The sequence below is a fragment of the Devosia sp. genome (assembly GCF_028290435.1).
In the GTDB taxonomy this organism is placed as follows: domain Bacteria; phylum Pseudomonadota; class Alphaproteobacteria; order Rhizobiales; family Devosiaceae; genus Devosia.
Genome location: NZ_JAQGJV010000091.1, coordinates 1 through 16,957, shown reverse-complemented (window position 1 = coordinate 16,957; position 16,957 = coordinate 1). Strand labels below are relative to the sequence as shown.

Here is a 16,957-nt window from a genome sequence, read left to right as displayed (position 1 = left end):
TGCCACGAAGTTTGAGATCGTCCACCCGACATGCGCGATAGGGTTTTGTGGCATGGCGGATGGATGACCGGTGGGCTTCAGAAGCTGAGATAGGAGATGGGACGTGGATCGTGAGCCATACCCCGTTATCCGCCTTCCAAAACGAGAGACCATCTGAGTGCATGCGCCCGGCTGCAACACGCAGCACCACGCGCGTACCGTGACGGCCGCCGACCCGGATTGCAGTTTCTTGGCTGAGCGACAGGTGTACGTGCCGCCGTCTGCCTGCCAGAAGCCCCTTGGCGAATATCTCATCGAGATTGTGACGCGCGGTGCCATGGAACAAGACTTCCGGAGGCTCGCTCGGCGGCAGACCGAGATCGATGGCGATTGAATGGCCCTGCGCGGCCCGAATGCGCTGGCCATCGGCGGAAAAGGTAAAGCGCTGCTTGTCGTTCTGGGCGACAACCAATTCCAGAACAGCTCGGTCGATTTTGAATCCGGCTTTTCGAACTCCTGCAATCAACGGCTCGACCTGCGTCCAGCCATTTTCGTCGATTGTGATGCCCAGCCGCTCCGGCGCGTGTCGGAGCACATGGCTCAACAGCTTGCCGAGCTCCTTTATCCCTGGACTGCGGTTTGACGTTTCAGTCACGGCTATGGGCCTTGGTTTTAAAATCTTTACTATCTGTGGACCTAAAGAACGGTCCATTCTATCCCGCCCGGCGGCATCCTCAACATGGGCTCACGGTTCCAGGCGCGAGAACCTGGCCATCCCCAATTGGCCCCGCCCGTGCCAAATGCGCGTTCATGCATCGGGAAACCGTCTGCCACGCGCCGCTCCGAGCGATCACTAATGCAACACGCGCACCGTTTGCCTAGGTGATGCAATCATCGGTCCTCTGGTCATTGTTGCTGCCATCTTTTCTAGCTCAGGCGTGCGATCCAGCAAGATTGCCGAGGCTCGGGTGATCGCCATATCCAATCGACGACGCACGCTGCCGACGAGCGACCTTGGGAGGACGGTCCGCAGGACAGGATCATCGAGATCAACTAACCCCGCCTCCCCAAGGCCGGACCTGGCCTCGATTTGCCGTGCCAACGCGGTCGCCATGGCTAGATCGGAATCGGCAGAACCCACGCCCAACACAGACCCGCTACCGAGTAGAACCTCTTCGGCCGCTCGCCCTCCCATAAGAACGGCAATAGCGTCATCATAATGCTGCTCAGTCGGAATTTGGCCCTCATCCAGCGCGCGCACGAGAATTTGGCTGAAGTCCATGCCATCGACTGCGGCAATGTCCAATATGCGCAAGGCTTGAGCCACAAGGGCTTGGCCAGCGCGATAGGTGGCGATCCGCCGCCGGACCTCTGGCGGCAGTTTTTCGAAAATCCCGGAGACTTGCTCGTGCAAATCCGAAATCGAGAATGAGTGCCCTGCCCTGCGTGCAGTCGCTTTCGCAGCGCGCACCAGCTTTTCGATGTCGGCTCCTGTCTTTCCCTGCAGCCTGGGGGCCAGTGCCCGCAGTTCCTTTTTGGCGATGCTCGAACCAGCATAGTGAGCCAGGATCGCGGCGATCTCATCAGAGCTTGGGAGTTTCATCACGATAGTATGGTCGAGCCGGCCGGACCGCGTCAGGGCAGGATCGATCCGCTCGACATAATTTGTGGCACCAACCAGCACGAGACCTTCCGTATTCTTGGCTTGTGTCACAAGCTCCAGCATTAGATTGACGATCTGGGTCCAGTACTCGGCGTACCGGCCAGAGATGTTTTGCCGGCTCGATATGCCGTCCAATTCATCGATTAACAAAACGCACGGCGCCTTCTCCATGGCCTCATTGAACACCGCGCGCATCCTTTTGAGTGTGCCCGAAAGAAAGTCTTGGGCGTTCCATTCGGCGACGCTCGAGGCGATTAGGGGAACATCCAGCGTACCTGCTAGCAGACCGGCGAAAGTCGTCTTGCCCGTGCCAGGGGGACCCGCCAGCAGCACGGAGCGGTGATCAACTTCCTCCCAGGATAGCCTACCTCGACGCCAGAGCTCGAAGTCTTGAGCGAGCTCCAGACCCCAAACTTGCGCCTCCCCATAGCCATGCTGATCCTGCAATCTGGCGCGATCGACCTGCTTTACCGGCTCCTTCGGCATCAATGCCTTGAGACTATCGACGCAGGCCTCTGGCGAGCGCCCGCGTCGGAAATGCAGGGCCAGGTCACTTGCTGCCAGCTTGGCTGGAGTACCCAGGTCGGAAATATTGGCGGGCATCCGGCCAAAAAATTCAAGGAAGGCGGCGGCCAGCATGTCCCGTGTCATCGTGGACGCATCGACGATGATATCCGCGATTGTGGTGAACTGGGAAGGCGCGCTTGCCTCAGGATCATAGAGCCAGACCACCGGCAGGCAACGTCTCCCGGCATCAGCAGCCATTCGCAGGCGTTCGTCAATCTTGGATCCAGAACCAACGAAAATTGGGAATTTGTCATCGGCGCGCAGTCGATATTGGGGCTCGATGATAGCACCTGCGTCTGGCAGGGCAGCTTTGAATAAGTTGGCCATCAGCCAAGCATCTTCCGTCGTGCGCGCCGTAATCGCGATGAAGTCGGTTGTTGCTGCGAGGTCACCCAGCGTTTGGAAATGCGGTGCTAAGCCAGCGCCAAGCAAATGCGCGGTCAGAACGTACTCGGCACCATACCTCTGAGGATCGACCGGTTCCGCCGGATCATCGATACGTGGCGAAGGCTTAGGGGAAACATCGGCGCGAAGCCTCTGTAGGATGAGTTCGGTTAGCGGAATTGATCCAGCATTGGACAGAGAAATAGCCACGATATGCTCCTGACTGCGGCGCGAGGGCTGCGGGTGTGTCAAGGAGTGCGGCTCAGGGATACTGTCTGCAGGCGCTCCGCCCAATGGGCATTTGCCCAAAAGAACAGAACAGGAACCATGTCAACACCGGATTACGGCGCGGCAGCACGTCTGGACTGGTTCCTACAATCAATTTCCGAGCACACCGTCGACAGAGGACACTAGGATGCCGCGTTCACACCAACGAGCCTGGTCAAGTTGGCATCTCGATCAAGTTGGCAGGTCTATTTGTTGACTCATGCCGGACGCTGATCGGAGATTTCGCACAGAATTGGCGCCTCGAACCGAGCACCAAAAACGCCCAACGACTGGAGCGCCGCACAAAGCAGCAGATTTTTTGTGTGTGTAATCAATGACCTGAGCGATCTTCCTAAAGCCGGCCCGGTCTGTCTTAACTGACAATCTGGTCGCTCTTAACTGACGCCGATATAGTCAACTATACCGGGGACCTCAGCAACGGCCAATGGCGCTTTTAACGGCGCGTTAGGGTTAATGTTTTATTGCTGGGACGTCGGCGCGAGCTTGCCGAGTGGAGTGCGTCACCGTGTTGCCTGCCCCCGGTTTTGCCAGATCCGTACGCATCATGCTGCTTGCCGGCATTACCGCCGTGGCGATGGCGGGCTGCGCGATGAACAGCACGGTTTCACCCGATTATTCCGGCCAGCCGCGCGCGCAAAGCCAGCAGAGCCTGGCGGAACTGAGCGCCCGCTACAAATCCAATCCCAACGACCGCAACATCGCCATCAATTTTGCCGCCGCCTTGCGCGCGCAGGGCCAAAGCGGCCAAGCCGTCGCGGTGCTCCAGGTGAGCATGGCGCGCTATCCCAACGATGTGGAAATCAGCGTCGCCTATGCCAAGGCCCTGACGGCCGAGGGGCAGTTCGAGCAGGCATTGGCAGTGATGGACCGCTCGATCCGGCCCGACGCGCCGGACTGGAATGCACTCTCGGTCAAAGGCGCCATTCTCGACCAGATGGGCCGCAGCCCCGAAGCGCGGCAACTCTACGGCCAGGCCTTGGCGCTCGCCCCCGGTGAGGCGTCGGTCGAAGCCAATTTTGGCCTCAGCTTCGCCATGACCAATGACTTGACCTCGGCCGAGCAGCATCTGCGCCGCGCCGTGAGCATGCGCGGCGCGACGAGCCAGATCCGGCAGAACCTTGCCCTGGTGCTGGGCCTGCAGGGGCGGTTCGACGAGTGCCGGGCGATCTATGCGGCCGAACTGCCGCCCGACCAGGTCGAGGCCAACATGGCCTATGTGCGCTCGCTGCTGACCCAGCAGAACCGCTGGGACGCCATCCCCAAAAGCTAATCGTCAGGCGAGGCAACGGCCCCGATGGTCACGGCCGAGCCGGTGGTGAAGCTGGATACCGGCCCGCCAGATCGGCCACGAAGCTGGTCGCCTCATATCCTTGCCCATGCAGCCCAGTGACATCAGCCACCGTTTCGGCCGCTGCGCGCGCACCGCTTCGGCATCGCCGCTATTGGCGAAGGCAATGCGGCCAGACTGATGTCAGGAACTAACCTATCGGATTGCCCTGAATCGCGAACACCTTGATCAGGGCGGGTGCGATGATGACGATGAACAGGACCGGCAGGAAGAACAGGATCAGCGGCACGGTCATCTTGGGCGGCAACGAGGCGGCCTTCTTTTCGGCCTCCATCATGCGCGCTTCCCGGCTTTCCTCAGCCATGACGCGCAGCGCCTGGCCGACCGAGGTGCCGTAGCGATCGGCCTGGATCAGCGCCGACATCACCGCGCGCACACTGTCCAGCCCGGTGCGGCGCCCAAGGTTTTCATAGGCGCGACTGCGATCTTCGAGGAACGACAGCTCGGCATTGGTCAGTGTGAGTTCTTCGGCCAGTTCGGCGCTTTGACCGCCGATCTCCTTGGCCACCCGCTTGATGGCGTGTTCCACCGACATGCCGGACTCCACGCAAAGCAGCATCAGATCGAGGCAATCGGGCCAGGCGCGCTTGATCGACTTCTGCCGCTTGACCGTCGAATTCTTCAGCAGGACGACGGGCAGATAGGAGCCAAGCAGGCCTGCGCCAAAGCCGTAGACCACGTTGAGGTAGGCCGGGCGGCCGCCGGGCGCCAGGAACAGATAGCCCGTCACCAGCACGAAGATGATCAGCGGGGTGACGAAGCGCAGGAACAGGAACGTGGTCAGGTGGCCCTGCCCGCGAAAGCCGGACATGGCCAGCTTGTCGACGGTGGCGTGGTCCTGGAACGCCTTTTTCAGGTCGAAGCGCTCGACGATATTCTTCATATAGGTCTTGGTTTCGGCCGGCCGGCGCATGGTGCCGCGGGCATCGGCCGCGCCGCCGCCGCGCAGGCGGGCCATTTCCTCGGCGCGCAGCTTGTCGCGTTCCAGTGCCACGCGCTTGATGCGGGTGCGCATTTCGGTCTTGGTCAGGAACGAGGTGCCGAAGGTGAACACCACGGCGCCCGCCGAGATGGCGGCCAGCACCGAGATCAGAAAATCCCGCGAGGTCAGCAGATCGATGTAGTTCATGACGGTCTCGCGCTTGGCCGGCTAAAAGTCGAATTGAACCATCTTGGTCATCACGAAAATACCGAGGCAGAGCATGAAAGCGCCGACACCGGCCCAGATCATGCCGAGCTGGGTGGTCCAGAACGGCTGCAGATAGAGCGGCGAGGTCGCCGACACCAGGCCTCCGACGACGAAGGGCAGCGAGCCGATAATCATCGCCGAAGCCTTGGCTTCGGACGACATGGCCTTGATCTTCATTTTCATCTTCTTGCGGTCGCGCAGCACACGGGCGAGGTTCCCCAAGGCTTCGCTGAGATTGCCGCCGGCCTGCTGCTGCACGGTGATGACGACGACGAAAAAGTTAACCTCGGGCAGCGGCACGCGGTCGAGCAACACCGAGACGGCCTCGGTCATCGACATGCCGAAGGCCTGCTGGTCGAGGATGCGGGCAAACTCGGATTTCACCGGTTCCTTGGCATCCTTGGCCACCGCGCGAATGGAATCGTTGAGCGGCAGGCCGGTCTTGACGCCGCGCACGATGGCTTCGACCGCATTGGGCAGCTCGTCGAGGAACTGGTTCTGATACTTCTTGCGCTTGCGATTGATCCACATGCGCGGCAGCAGGTAAGCGCCGGCCACCGCGAAGATGGCGGCGAAATAGATCGGCACCTGCACGATGAACAGGATGACGAACAGCACGACGCCAAAAATAACGCTGTTGCGGATGAACTTGGCCGGGGTCAGCGTCATGTTGGCCTGAAACAGCAGCGCCGGCAGCGGCACGCGCTTTTTGGCATTGAGGGCGTCAGTCTGGGACTTCAGCGCCTGCTGCACGTTTTTACGGCGGGATTCGCGGGTCTTGGCGGCGTCCATTTCGCGCCGATTGACCTGGATATCGCCCTGAAACGCCTTGCGGCGCTTGTCGGCGCGGCTGCCGCCCAGCAGGTTGGGAACGAGCGCAAAGCCGGCGGCGCCGATGGCGATCATGGCCAGGAGGGCGAGGAGAAGAGGGCTCATGGTCTCACGAATCCAGCAGTTCGCGGTGTTCGGTATTGGACTTTTCCAATGCCTCGACCAGGTTGGCTTCTTCGTTGAAATATTTGGCGCGCTCGGTGAATTGCGGCTTGGTGATGCCGGTGGAGCGGTGGCGGCCCATCAGCATGCCGGAACTGTCTTCGCCCATGATGTCATAGAGGAAGACGTCCTGGGTCACGATCACGTCGCCTTCCATGCCGAGCACTTCGGTGATGTGGGTGATGCGGCGCGAGCCGTCGCGCAGACGGGCGGCCTGGACCACGACGTCGATGGACGAGCAGATCATTTCGCGAATGGTGCGGCTGGGCAGCGCATAGCCGCCCATGGTGATCATGGATTCAAGGCGGCTGAGGGCTTCACGCGGGCTGTTGGCGTGCAGCGTGCCCAACGAGCCGTCATGGCCGGTGTTCATGGCCTGGAGCAGATCGAAGCTCTCGGGTCCGCGCACTTCGCCCACGATGATGCGTTCGGGGCGCATACGCAGGCAGTTCTTGATCAAGTCGCGCATGGTGATTTCGCCTTCGCCCTCAAGATTGGGCGGGCGGGTTTCGAGGCGCACCACGTGCGGCTGCTGCAATTGGAGTTCGGCGGAGTCTTCGCAGGTGATAACGCGCTCGTCTTTTTCGATGAAGGCGGTCATGCAGTTGAGCAGCGTGGTCTTGCCCGAACCGGTACCGCCGGAGATCAGCACATTGGCGCGCACGCGGCCCAGGATACGCAGCACCTCGGCCCCTTCGGGCGAGATGGAGCCGTATTTGACCAGTTGCTGCAGCGTCAGCTTGTCCTTCTTGAACTTACGGATGGTGAGCGCAGCGCCATCGATCGCCAGCGGCGGCGCGATGACGTTGACGCGCGAGCCGTCGGGCAGACGGGCGTCACAAATGGGGGAGCTTTCATCGACGCGGCGGCCGACCTGGGACACGATGCGCTGGCACACATTCATCAGGTGGGCGTCGTCGCGGAAGCGCACATTGGTGAGCTTCACCCGGCCGGCGACTTCGATATAGCACTTCTGGCTGCCGTTCACCATGATGTCGGAGATGTCGTCACGGGCGAGCAGCGGCTCCAGCGGGCCATAGCCGAGCACGTCGTTGCAGATGTCCTCCAGCAGGTCTTCCTGCTCGGAGATCGACATGATGATGGATTTGAGCGCGATGATTTCGGCGACGATGTCGCGGATTTCCTCGCGCGCCGCATCCTGGTCCATAGTGGCGAGCTGGCTCAGATCGATGGAGTCGATCAGCGCGTTGAAAATCGCCGACTTGGTGGCGAAATAGTCCTTGTCGCGCTGTGCATCGACGGGCGAGCGGACGTCGACCACTTCGTCATTGTTGCGTAGGCGCGCGGCGGCGCTGTCGCTGTCGCTGGCGCGGCGGACGGGTTCAGCGGGACGCGCGGGACTGGCGATCGGACGCGCGACCTCCGCGACCCCGGGGGTATTGCCGCCAAATGATGTGCGCTTGCCAAACATGAGTTCTACCGTTTCAACGTGCCGGGGTCAGAAAGTCCGATCAGGCCCGTTTCTTGAATAAGGATGACATCTTGAGGGATGAGCCCCTGCCCGCCGATTGCACCGCCTGGCGACCCGTCACATGCAGGCCCACCGCGCGGTAAATGTCGTTGATCTTGTTGTTGGCCGAGACCTCGGCGATCATCTGGCCGTTATTGGCGGCCGTGCCGAACAGCGCCGCGTCGAACGGAATGGTGCCGAGCAGGCGGCATTCGATCGATGACGCGAATTCGTTGGCGCTGATTTCAGGACGGCGCGGCAGGCCGAACTTGTTGATGATGAGGTTTGGTGCCGTCTCGGCCGGGCGCAGCGCCTTGATGGTGTCGGCAAGGTTCTTGGCATTGCGCAAGTTGGCCAGGTCCGGCTCGGCCACGATCACCACTTCGTCGATGGTCGCCAGGGTATGGCGAATCCAGGAGTTCCACGCATGCGGAATATCCAGCACCACGACCGGGATGGCGGTCTGGCTCAGCTCGACGATCTGCTCGAAATCGCGCTCTTCGAAATCGTAGGTGCGGTCCAGCGTGACCGGCGCGGTCAGCAGGTTGATATGGTTGGCGGCCTTGCTCATCAGGCGATCGAGCATGGTCTGGTCGAGCTTCTGGTTGACGTTCAGCGCGTCGGCGAGGCCATGCGGCGGGTCCTGGTTGAAATTCAGCCCGGCGGTGCCGAACGCCAAGTCCATGTCGAGGATCAGTGCATCCTGGCGCAGCGACTGCGAGATGGCCCAGGCCACATTGTGCGCGACGGTGGACGAGCCGGCGCCGCCCTTGGCCGACACGAAGCCGACAGTGCGCCCGATGGGAGCCGCATTTTCGGAGGCGAACAGCTCGGTGATGGCGGTGACGATCGACTGCGCCGAAGCCGGCAGCACGATATATTCGGAGACGCCGCCGCGGATCAGCTCGCGATACAGCATCACGTCATTGACGTGGCCGAGCAGGATCAGGCGGGTCGAGGCGTCGCAGACCTCGGCCAGCCGGCTCAAAGCCGCGGGAATTTCGCCGGGTGGCAGGGTGGTTTCCACCATGATGAGATTGGGCGTCGGGTTGGACTTGTAGGTTTCGATGGCCCCATCGAGGCCGCCATTATGCGTGGTCAGGGCAACCTTGGACATGCGGCGGTCGTGGATGGCGCTTTCCACCAGTTGGGCGGTCTGGGAATGCTCGCAAAAGGCCTGGATGGTGATGCGCGGGATCAGCCGGGCGCCGCCAGCGATTTCCGCCGCCGGCTCTTCGACCGTTTTGGGCTCGGGGTTGAGAAAACTCATGACAACCTATTCTCCTTGATACCGGTTGCCCGGAGCATTGCGTCCATTGCCGTCCGCGCGCGGATCAATCGAGCACGAAGCCGACCGAGCCCTTGAAGCCACCGCGCATGCCGGGCTGGCCGCCCACGCCATATTGAGTTTCCATCCGCCCGAGGAAGATCGCTTCGGCATCCGAGGCGGTGACGCTGCGATCGGTGGGCAGTTCAGGCGGCTGACGGGTTGCGCTCACCAGATAGGGGGTGACCATGATCACCAATTCGGTCTGCGAGCTGATATATTCGCGCGAGCGGAACAATGCGCCCAGGATCGGGATATCGCCCAGGCCGGGCAATTGCTGTACGCGCTGGCGCACGTTTTCCTGCAGCAGGCCGCCGATTGACAGGGTCGAGCCCGGTGGCAGCTCGACCGAAGTCTTGGTGCTGCGATCGGTCAGGGCATTGTTGGCCTGCAGTTCGGAGACGCCGGTGTCCACGAGCAGGCCGATCTGGCCGTTGGACTTTACCGTCGGCGTGAAGTTTAGCGTGACGCCATAGTCCTTGTAGGTGACGTTCTGGCCGCCGTTGCCATCGGAGGTATAAATCGGGAACTGGCCGCCGGCCTTGAATTCGGCCGGCTGGCCGGAGACCGCCGTCAGCGTCGGCTGGGCCAGGATGCGCAGGGCGCCTCGGTCTTCCAACGCCTGGATCGAAGCGTTGATATCGACACTGCCGAGCGGGAAGGCGCCAGCCACCGAATTGTTGGCCATGCTGCCGGGCGACGAGACGTCAGCCATGGCGTTGTTGAAGCCGAAGCTCGAGCCACCGATGGTCATCGTGCCGGACAGGTTGATGCCGAGCTGCTTGGCAACATCGCGGCGGATTTCCGAGACGGTGACCTGCAACATGACCTGCTGGCCGCCGCCGACGTCGAGCACGCTGGCGACGTTCTTGGGATCGCCGGCATACTGGACGGCAATCGCCATGGCCCGATCGAGGTCTTCGCTCGACTGCACCATGCCCGACAGCACGACACGGTTGGTATCGTCACCCAAGGTAACGGAATCGACCTGGATATGGGAGCCGGGCAGGATGCGCGCCAATGCGCCTTCCAGCGCCTCGCCGACTTGGGATGGCTCCTTGGCGACGCGCAGGTCGAGGACCGCGATGGCCTGGCCCTGTGCGTTGAGGAACAGGATATTGGTATTGCCACCCAACACGCCCTGGATGATGGCGCGGCGCGAGGTGCGCATGATGGCTCCGGCCACCGATGGCTGGGAGACGATGACTTCGGACACATCGGCCGGCAGGTCGAGGATCATCGACTTGTTGGTCTCGAGCGCTACGCTGCGGGTGCGGCCGAAATCGGCAATGGTCATCTGCGCCTGCTGCTGGGCATAGGCACTGGAGGTGCCCAGCGCGGAGCCCGCGAGCAAGGCGCCGAGCAGCACGGCGGCAAGGCCGGCGCGGCGCAGGGTGGAGCGAGGATAGCTTGAAACGGTGAACATGATGATCTCCTCGCGCCTACTGGACCGTGACCTGGGGCTGGGCCGGTGGCGGCAATATCACCCGCGGCGCGGCGGGCGCGGCATAGGCGGCAGGCTCCACGGCAGCGGGCTGTTCGCCCTCCGGCTGGCGGGACACGCCGGACATGACGCTTTGTTCCTGCCCGAACCGGATGAGGCGGACCGACGTCGTGGTGGCGTCCCGCGAGGCGATCGTGGCATCGTCGAAATCGGTGACCGAACGCAGCGACAGCGACAGGGTGCCGCGCGACACGGCGTTGACCAGAGTTTCGGCCTGGCCGGGGGTGAGTTCGAGCGTGGCGATGGAATTGTCGACGAAAACCTGCGCCTGGGGCCCGGCTTCCGCATCGGCATCCGCGGCGCCGCCCGAGGCCCCCACTTCGCCGAGGCGATTGCCAATGGCCAGCACGCGCACATTGGACAGCACGACTTCGGACACCTGGCCCTGCTCAGTCGCATGCGAGAGCAGGACATCGACATGATCGTTGGGCACGATATAGCCGCCGGCGCTGGAGGAGGCAACGACCGGCACCGAGACGCCGCGCATGCCCTTGCTCAGCACTGCCGACAGGTAGCCCTGTTCGCTGCGGACCAGCTTCTGCTCGCGGATCGGCTCGCCGGGGAAAAATTCAAAGCGCGCCACCGCGCCGGTCAGCACCGTGGGGGCATCGGGCATGGCGGTGATGGTCACATATTCGGGGCGGATCGCGCCTTCGGGCCAGTCCTGCCACGCCACGGTATCGGCGCTGAGCCGTTCGCCCATGCCGATCTGGCCCTTGGCCACCAGGATCTGGGTTTTGGCTTCCTGCTGGATCACTTCGTTGGTGACGATCTGCGTGGTGGGCGCAGAGCCCCCCCGGGTCACCAGGAATGCCGCCAGCCCGCCAGCGACGATCGCCACGAGCAACAGGATAATACGCGCCGGTTTCATTACTCACTCCGGTTCTGTGGCGCACCGCGCCCAACCCACCGGGGGAACTCTCTACTTAAAGGGTCAAAGTTTGGTTAACCGGAGCTTTGCAGTTGCGGTTACCGATCTGTAAATATTTGCATTTTGCAAACAAGACCCGGAATACTGAGCTCCAGACCGATACTGATCGTCAAAACCAGATGCAAGAAACAACCGTCCCGCAGCAAATGCTCAAGCAGTAAGTTGCTGAAAGATTACCGAGTTGGAATAGACAATCATGCCCGCCGCCGCCATGGCAATGCCATAGGGGACGCCTGACTTCGGATTGTGCAGCCGTTCGAGCCACGTGTACCGCGCCAGGAACGGCGTCAGCGGGAAGCGGCGCAGAGCCAGGATCGACAGGGTCAGAACGCCCCCCAGCATGCCGGCGTAGACCACGAACATCGGCGTCAGGCCGAAGCCCAGCCACAGCGTGGTCGCGGCCGCCAGCTTGGCGTCGCCGCCACCGATCCAGCGCAAGGCAAACAGGGTGAAGCCGACGACCAGCACCAGCATTGCGCACATCACATGCAGCGCCAATTGCTGCAGCGGCAGGTTGATGGCGATGGCCACCACGAAGAAGCCGGCGACCAGCAGTAGCACCAGCTTGTTGGAAATTTTCATGGTCAGCAGGTCGGACGACGCCGCCAGCGCCATGCCAAAAGGGAAAAACAGCATTGCGATGGTCGACATAATCCCAGATCCCCGGTGCCGCGATTCCGTCCGAACGGAGGGCCCCAAGCAGATTGCTCTCGTGAGATTAAGGAAGCGCAAAAGCCACTTGGTGCGGAAAAAATTGGGGGAGCGTTGTTGCTCCCCCAAGCGTAGCCCACAAAGTATGGAACGGCGGGGATCGACCTGCCGAACCGTCGCGCCAATTAGGTGGTCGGCACGGTGTTGGAGCTGGCAAGCTTGGTGCTGATCGTGTTGAACAGCGTGCTGAGGTTACCGCCAACGGCAGTGGCAGCGACAATCAAAGCCACGGAAATCAGTGCGGCGATCAGGCCGTATTCGATAGCGGTTGCACCGGACTCGTCCTGCGCAAATTGTGCAAAAATCTTCTTCATAGTGGCTCCTTGCTCACGTCATCCAGTGACGCCATGGTTCGACACGTCACACATCGAACTTGAGGCAACGTTATTCGCCAGTTCTTGAAATTGCGTTAATCGCCGCGAGCTTACCGACCATCGAATTCGCATTTTATTATTATTTTCAAAGACTTAACAAAATTCGTCGCCTTTTAACAAAACCATGGCTTCGTGAGCTATAGTACTTACAAGCCCAGTAATACTGCCGAAATCCTGCAAAATAGTGGACCACTGGACCAGTGGCGGCAGCGAGCAAAGCATAACCAAAGATACTCCGCCAACGATGACTACGACGCTTTGTTTGCCAATTATTCACCATTCCAAGCGAAAATGGCAAGTCGTAGCGTATCCGTTTCCGGAAGAGTTCCATGGCCAAGTTCACCGCTCTCGTGCTGCTGCTTTCCCTGGCACTGGCGGCGAGCCCCGTTTCGGCATGGGCGGAGGACGATGCACCGATCACCGTCAATGTGAACATGGCTCGGGTGCTGCGCATCAACTCCCCCGCGGCGACTGTGATCGTCGGCAATCCCGGCATTGCCGATGTGACTATCCAGGACCCGCAGACCCTGGTGCTGACCGGCAAGAGCTTTGGCCAGACCAACCTGATCGTGCTCGACGGCAATGGTAATCCGGTCGCCGACACGCTGATCGACGTCGTGCAACTGCAGGCCGGAACGATGACGGTCTATCAGGGCGCCGCGCGCACGAGCCTGGCCTGTGCGCCGGTCTGCCAGCCCACCATCATGCTGGGCGATGAGAATACCTTCACCAGCACGCAGGTCGATTCCGCCAATATGATCAAGAGCACCGCCGGGCAATAACGGTCGCAACTACGGGGTTCGCCTTAACCCGCGGTTAACCGGGTCGTCGCTTTTAGCGGATCGCCGCGGCCATTGCTAACCACCGATTAGCCATAGCGCCCTAACGTCCAAGCGTTAGAAACCGGCGCGTCCCAATGACCCATTCGCTTGCATCGCTGATCGGCCGCTCGCTCGCGGCCCCATTGGCCCGCTTCTGGCGCGACGACAGCGGCGTCACCGCGATCGAGTTCGGCATTCTGGCGACGCCCTTTTTTGCCATTGTGGGGGCGATCCTGGAGACCTCCGTGGTGTTCCTGTCCAGCGCCATCCTGGACAGCGCTGTGCTCGATGCCAGCCGGCAAATCCGCACCGGTCAATTGCAGGCGCAGAACTTCACCGTGGCCAAGTTCGAGGATTTGATCTGCAACCGGCTCTATGGGCTGTTCCAGGACTGTCACGCACTGCAAGTGCGTGTGTCGACCGTCAGCAACTTCACGTCGGCGACAATCACACCACCGCTTTCCACAACCTGCACGACGACCTGCCCCTGGGTGCTGACCGAGGACTTCAACGGGGGCCAGGGCTCGAGCACGGTGATCGTGCAGGTTTATTACAAATGGCCCATCATCCTGCGCATGGGGGCATTCGCCTCCAACGACCAGCCCGATGGCACGCGCCTGCTGGGCGCCGTGCAGGTATTCCGCAACGAGCCCTTCTCGTCATGAGCCCATTGCAGCGCCTGCGCAGGATCATCGGGCAGTTTCGCGACGATGCCACAGGCGTCGCGGCGGTGGAATTCGCGCTGGTCGTGCCCGTCATGCTGCTGCTCTATGTGGGCAGCGTCGAGGCCAGCTCGATGATTTCGGTGGATCGGCGGGTGCAGACCGTGGCCGGCTCCATGGGCGACCTGGTGTCGCGCTCCAATGTCAAAATTGCCGGCTGCGATATCAAGGACTTTTTTCAGGCCTCCGCGGGGATCATGGCCCCCTATTCCAGCACGCCGCTGCAACAGGTGGTCAGCTCGATTTTCGTCAAGGCGGATGGCACGACCGAAGTCCAATGGTCCAAAAGCGCTGGCGGCGCGACGGCGCTGAAGAAAGGCGACCCCTATCCCCTACCCGTCGCGATGACCAATATCTCGGCAAATGCCTATGTGATCGTGGCCACGGCGTCCTACGCCTATACGCCGATTACCAGCATCGTCTACAATCAGCCGGTCCAGCTCCGCCGCGAGAATTTCTACCTGCCCCGCTTCGGCGGCAGCATCATCGTCGACCCCGACAACACCACCGGCTGCTAGCGTCGGCCATCCCATCCAGCCGAAAAATTGACCGCTCCATCGGGGACGGCATTTGCGCCTGTTCGCCGCTTGCACGGCCGCATGGCCCATGCCACAAGCCGGGTAGTTTCCCCTCTCGCGATGGTCAAGAAAATGGACGATACGCTTATTCCCGTGTTCGATCTGGGCGGCGTCTTCGTCGACTGGAACCCGATGTATCTGTTCCGCAAGCTCTTCGAAACCGAAGAGGATGCGCAGTGGTTCAAGGACAATATCTGCACGCTGGACTGGAACCTGGAATTCGACGCCGGCGAGATCTATTCCGAAGGCGTCGCCAAGCTGATCACGCGCTTCCCCAAATACTGGCGCGAAATCCAGGCGTTCGACCTGCGCTGGAAGGAAACCCTGGGCGAGTTCATCCAGGGCACGATCGATATCCATGACGAATTGATCGCCGAGGAAATCCCCACCTTCGCCATCACCAATTTCTCCTGGGAGAAGTGGGTCAGCTGCCTGCCCGAATGGCCGTTCCTCGAAAAGTTCGACGGCGTGATCGTCTCGGGCCTCGAGGGCTTGGTGAAACCCGATCCGCGTCTCTACCGGGTGTTCTGCGAGCGCTACGGCATCGCGGCCGAGAACTGCGTCTTCATCGACGACAGCGAGCCCAATATCGTTTCGGCCCGCAAGTTCGGCATGAAGGGCATCCACTTCACCGATCCCAAGAGCCTGCGCAGGGAACTGATCGCTCTGGGGCTGCCGCTCAAGGGATGATAGGGTCGGCCCATTGCCGATTTGGAGATGGGCCGATGACTTTGCTTTCCACCCTGCGCGCCGCAACCTTGGGCCTCATGCTCGTTGCAGGCTTAGGTCAAGCCGCAATCGCGCAGGACACAGTCGTGGAAGCGCTGGGCGTTCCCGGCCCCATCGACTTCCTGGGCGACAGCTATGCGCTGTCCTGGACCTCGCACCCGACGCCCGATTACTTCAAACAGGAATACCTGCCGCAAGGACAGCAGTCGGACAGCTATACCGCCATGTTCATGGTGGATGCATCGACCAGCCAGGCGACACCGCAGGGCGCCGCCAATACGCAGATCGCCGGGCTCGAGGGGCGCAAGCCCACCGACCCAATGGTCAACTACAACCAGATCAGCAATCCGAACACCGGCGAGGTCATCCTCGATTTCCTGCTGAGCGACGACAGCGGCCCGAAGCCGATCCTGGAATGGAACGCCTATCGCTACACCAAGCTCGGCGACGGCATTGCGCTTTTCGCCATCAGCCGCCGCGCCTATGGGGACGATGTCGAGGCGTTCCTTGGCCAGTTGAGCCAGATGCGGCAGGACAATATCAGCGCGCTGGCCGAGTTGGACCTGCCGCCGGTCACGCCAGCCGAATAACTATTTGGTGCCGTACATGCGGTCGCCGGCATCGCCGAGGCCGGGGATGATATAGCCCTTCTCATTGAGATGGCTGTCGATGGCGGCGGTGAAAATCGGCACGTCGGGCTGGGCCTCGGTGAAGTTCTTGATGCCCTCCGGCGCCGCCAGCAGGCAGAGGAAGCGGATGTCGTTGGCGCCGCGTTCCTTGAGCTTTTCAATCGCCGCAGTCGCCGAATTGCCGGTTGCCAACATCGGATCGACCACGATGATCAGCCGGTTGGCCAAGTCGGCCGGCGCCTTGAAGTAATATTCCACCGGCTCCAGCGTTTCGTGATCGCGATAAAGCCCGATATGAGCGACGCGCGCTGCCGGCACCAGGTCGAGCATGCCATCGAGCAGGCCATTGCCGGCACGCAGGATCGAGGCGAATACCAGCTTCTTTCCCTTGATCGAGGGGCTGTCCATCAGCGCCATCGGCGTCTCGATGGGGATCATCTCCAGCTCCAGATCGCGCGTCACCTCGTAGCACATCAGATGGGCGATCTCGCGCAGCAGCCGACGAAACCCCGCAATCGAGGTCTCCTTATTGCGCATGATGGTCAGCTTGTGCTGGATCAGCGGGTGATCGATGACGGTCACGTTTGGGCGGCTGACATCATTCATCGGTTGATCCAATCGGTTAAAGGAAGCTGCGGCCGTGGCGGCCGGGCGCCAGGCCCAGCCAGTGCGCAATGCTTTCGCCAATATCGGCGAACGTAGAGCGAATGCCAATCTCGCCCCGCGCAAGGGCTGGGGAAAACATCAGG

The 16,957-nt window shown here is 61.4% G+C and carries 16 protein-coding genes and 2 pseudogenes; 6 read left to right on the top strand and 12 right to left on the bottom strand.

The window, feature by feature from the left end:
• Positions 1-97: 97 nt before the first annotated feature.
• Both JWP26_RS20290 and JWP26_RS20285 read right to left on the bottom strand, forming a co-directional pair.
• Positions 98-604, bottom strand: a pseudogene (locus tag JWP26_RS20290) (RNA 2'-phosphotransferase); the annotation flags it as partial.
• 228 nt (positions 605-832) lie between these two features.
• Positions 833-2,803, bottom strand: a complete 1,971-nt coding sequence (locus JWP26_RS20285) for an AAA family ATPase (RefSeq protein WP_299732170.1) — start codon at positions 2,801-2,803, stop codon at positions 833-835.
• Between the two features lie 583 nt (positions 2,804-3,386).
• On the opposite strand from JWP26_RS20285, the gene JWP26_RS20280 reads away from it, so the two are divergent.
• The gene (locus JWP26_RS20280) at positions 3,387-4,151 is read left to right on the top strand and encodes a tetratricopeptide repeat protein (RefSeq protein WP_299732167.1); all 765 of its coding nucleotides are present in this window, start codon (positions 3,387-3,389) and stop codon (positions 4,149-4,151) included.
• A 208-nt stretch (positions 4,152-4,359) separates the two neighbouring features.
• On the opposite strand, the gene JWP26_RS20275 is transcribed toward JWP26_RS20280, so the two are convergent.
• From JWP26_RS20275 to JWP26_RS20240, 8 genes are all read right to left on the bottom strand, one after another.
• Positions 4,360-5,358 carry a type II secretion system F family protein gene (locus JWP26_RS20275; protein WP_299732164.1) on the bottom strand — a complete coding sequence of 333 codons (999 nt, stop codon included), beginning with the start codon at positions 5,356-5,358 and terminating at the stop codon, positions 4,360-4,362.
• A 21-nt stretch (positions 5,359-5,379) separates the two neighbouring features.
• The gene (locus JWP26_RS20270; RefSeq protein ID WP_299732161.1) at positions 5,380-6,354 is read right to left on the bottom strand and encodes a type II secretion system F family protein; all 975 of its coding nucleotides are present in this window, start codon (positions 6,352-6,354) and stop codon (positions 5,380-5,382) included.
• A gap of 4 nt (positions 6,355-6,358) precedes the next feature.
• Positions 6,359-7,843, bottom strand: a complete 1,485-nt coding sequence (locus JWP26_RS20265) for a CpaF family protein (RefSeq protein WP_299732158.1) — start codon at positions 7,841-7,843, stop codon at positions 6,359-6,361.
• Positions 7,844-7,883: 40 nt separating this feature from the next.
• A complete protein-coding gene (locus tag JWP26_RS20260; protein ID WP_299732155.1) occupies positions 7,884-9,152 on the bottom strand; it encodes an AAA family ATPase in 1,269 nt (422 codons plus the stop codon).
• Positions 9,153-9,216: 64 nt separating this feature from the next.
• Positions 9,217-10,635: a type II and III secretion system protein family protein gene (locus JWP26_RS20255; RefSeq protein ID WP_299732153.1), complete on the bottom strand. Its 1,419-nt coding sequence runs from the start codon at positions 10,633-10,635 to the stop codon at positions 9,217-9,219.
• Between the two features lie 16 nt (positions 10,636-10,651).
• Positions 10,652-11,584 (bottom strand): Flp pilus assembly protein CpaB, encoded by a 933-nt coding sequence (gene cpaB, locus JWP26_RS20250; protein ID WP_299732150.1) that lies wholly within the window; start codon positions 11,582-11,584, stop codon positions 10,652-10,654.
• Between the two features lie 210 nt (positions 11,585-11,794).
• The gene (locus JWP26_RS20245) at positions 11,795-12,295 is read right to left on the bottom strand and encodes a prepilin peptidase (protein WP_299732147.1); all 501 of its coding nucleotides are present in this window, start codon (positions 12,293-12,295) and stop codon (positions 11,795-11,797) included.
• A 185-nt stretch (positions 12,296-12,480) separates the two neighbouring features.
• Positions 12,481-12,669, bottom strand: coding sequence for a Flp family type IVb pilin (locus JWP26_RS20240; RefSeq protein WP_299732145.1), 189 nt, complete (start codon positions 12,667-12,669; stop codon positions 12,481-12,483).
• 389 nt (positions 12,670-13,058) lie between these two features.
• On the opposite strand from JWP26_RS20240, the gene JWP26_RS20235 reads away from it, so the two are divergent.
• The 5 genes from JWP26_RS20235 to JWP26_RS20215 all read left to right on the top strand — a co-directional run bounded on the left by JWP26_RS20235 (position 13,059) and on the right by JWP26_RS20215 (position 16,169).
• Positions 13,059-13,511 (top strand): pilus assembly protein N-terminal domain-containing protein, encoded by a 453-nt coding sequence (locus tag JWP26_RS20235; protein ID WP_299732143.1) that lies wholly within the window; start codon positions 13,059-13,061, stop codon positions 13,509-13,511.
• A 134-nt stretch (positions 13,512-13,645) separates the two neighbouring features.
• Positions 13,646-14,215 carry a TadE/TadG family type IV pilus assembly protein gene (locus JWP26_RS20230; RefSeq protein WP_299732141.1) on the top strand — a complete coding sequence of 190 codons (570 nt, stop codon included), beginning with the start codon at positions 13,646-13,648 and terminating at the stop codon, positions 14,213-14,215.
• Complete coding sequence (locus JWP26_RS20225) at positions 14,212-14,790, top strand: TadE/TadG family type IV pilus assembly protein (protein WP_299732139.1); 579 nt, start codon at positions 14,212-14,214, stop codon at positions 14,788-14,790. Before JWP26_RS20230 ends, JWP26_RS20225 begins: the two co-directional genes overlap by 4 nt.
• A 132-nt stretch (positions 14,791-14,922) precedes the next feature.
• The gene (locus JWP26_RS20220; RefSeq protein WP_299732137.1) at positions 14,923-15,540 is read left to right on the top strand and encodes an HAD family phosphatase; all 618 of its coding nucleotides are present in this window, start codon (positions 14,923-14,925) and stop codon (positions 15,538-15,540) included.
• 35 nt (positions 15,541-15,575) lie between these two features.
• Positions 15,576-16,169 carry a hypothetical protein gene (locus tag JWP26_RS20215; RefSeq protein WP_299732135.1) on the top strand — a complete coding sequence of 198 codons (594 nt, stop codon included), beginning with the start codon at positions 15,576-15,578 and terminating at the stop codon, positions 16,167-16,169.
• Here the strand turns inward: JWP26_RS20215 and upp are convergent, their stop codons facing one another.
• Both upp and JWP26_RS20205 read right to left on the bottom strand, forming a co-directional pair.
• Positions 16,170-16,814 (bottom strand): uracil phosphoribosyltransferase, encoded by a 645-nt coding sequence (gene upp / locus JWP26_RS20210; RefSeq protein ID WP_299732133.1) that lies wholly within the window; start codon positions 16,812-16,814, stop codon positions 16,170-16,172.
• Positions 16,815-16,830: 16 nt separating this feature from the next.
• A pseudogene (locus tag JWP26_RS20205) lies at positions 16,831-16,957 on the bottom strand (phosphopentomutase); the annotation flags it as partial.

Coding starts and splice junctions, on each gene's coding strand:
- JWP26_RS20215 (WP_299732135.1), top strand. CDS start 15,576: ATGACTTTGCTTTCCACCCTGCGCGCCGCAACCTTGGGCCTCATGCTC.
- JWP26_RS20260 (WP_299732155.1), bottom strand. CDS start 9,152: ATGAGTTTTCTCAACCCCGAGCCCAAAACGGTCGAAGAGCCGGCGGCG.
- JWP26_RS20270 (WP_299732161.1), bottom strand. CDS start 6,354: ATGAGCCCTCTTCTCCTCGCCCTCCTGGCCATGATCGCCATCGGCGCC.
- upp (WP_299732133.1), bottom strand. CDS start 16,814: ATGAATGATGTCAGCCGCCCAAACGTGACCGTCATCGATCACCCGCTG.
- JWP26_RS20220 (WP_299732137.1), top strand. CDS start 14,923: ATGGACGATACGCTTATTCCCGTGTTCGATCTGGGCGGCGTCTTCGTC.
- JWP26_RS20240 (WP_299732145.1), bottom strand. CDS start 12,669: ATGAAGAAGATTTTTGCACAATTTGCGCAGGACGAGTCCGGTGCAACC.
- JWP26_RS20265 (WP_299732158.1), bottom strand. CDS start 7,843: ATGTTTGGCAAGCGCACATCATTTGGCGGCAATACCCCCGGGGTCGCG.
- JWP26_RS20235 (WP_299732143.1), top strand. CDS start 13,059: ATGGCCAAGTTCACCGCTCTCGTGCTGCTGCTTTCCCTGGCACTGGCG.
- cpaB (WP_299732150.1), bottom strand. CDS start 11,584: ATGAAACCGGCGCGTATTATCCTGTTGCTCGTGGCGATCGTCGCTGGC.
- JWP26_RS20255 (WP_299732153.1), bottom strand. CDS start 10,635: ATGTTCACCGTTTCAAGCTATCCTCGCTCCACCCTGCGCCGCGCCGGC.
- JWP26_RS20275 (WP_299732164.1), bottom strand. CDS start 5,358: ATGAACTACATCGATCTGCTGACCTCGCGGGATTTTCTGATCTCGGTG.
- JWP26_RS20225 (WP_299732139.1), top strand. CDS start 14,212: ATGAGCCCATTGCAGCGCCTGCGCAGGATCATCGGGCAGTTTCGCGAC.
- JWP26_RS20245 (WP_299732147.1), bottom strand. CDS start 12,295: ATGTCGACCATCGCAATGCTGTTTTTCCCTTTTGGCATGGCGCTGGCG.
- JWP26_RS20230 (WP_299732141.1), top strand. CDS start 13,646: ATGACCCATTCGCTTGCATCGCTGATCGGCCGCTCGCTCGCGGCCCCA.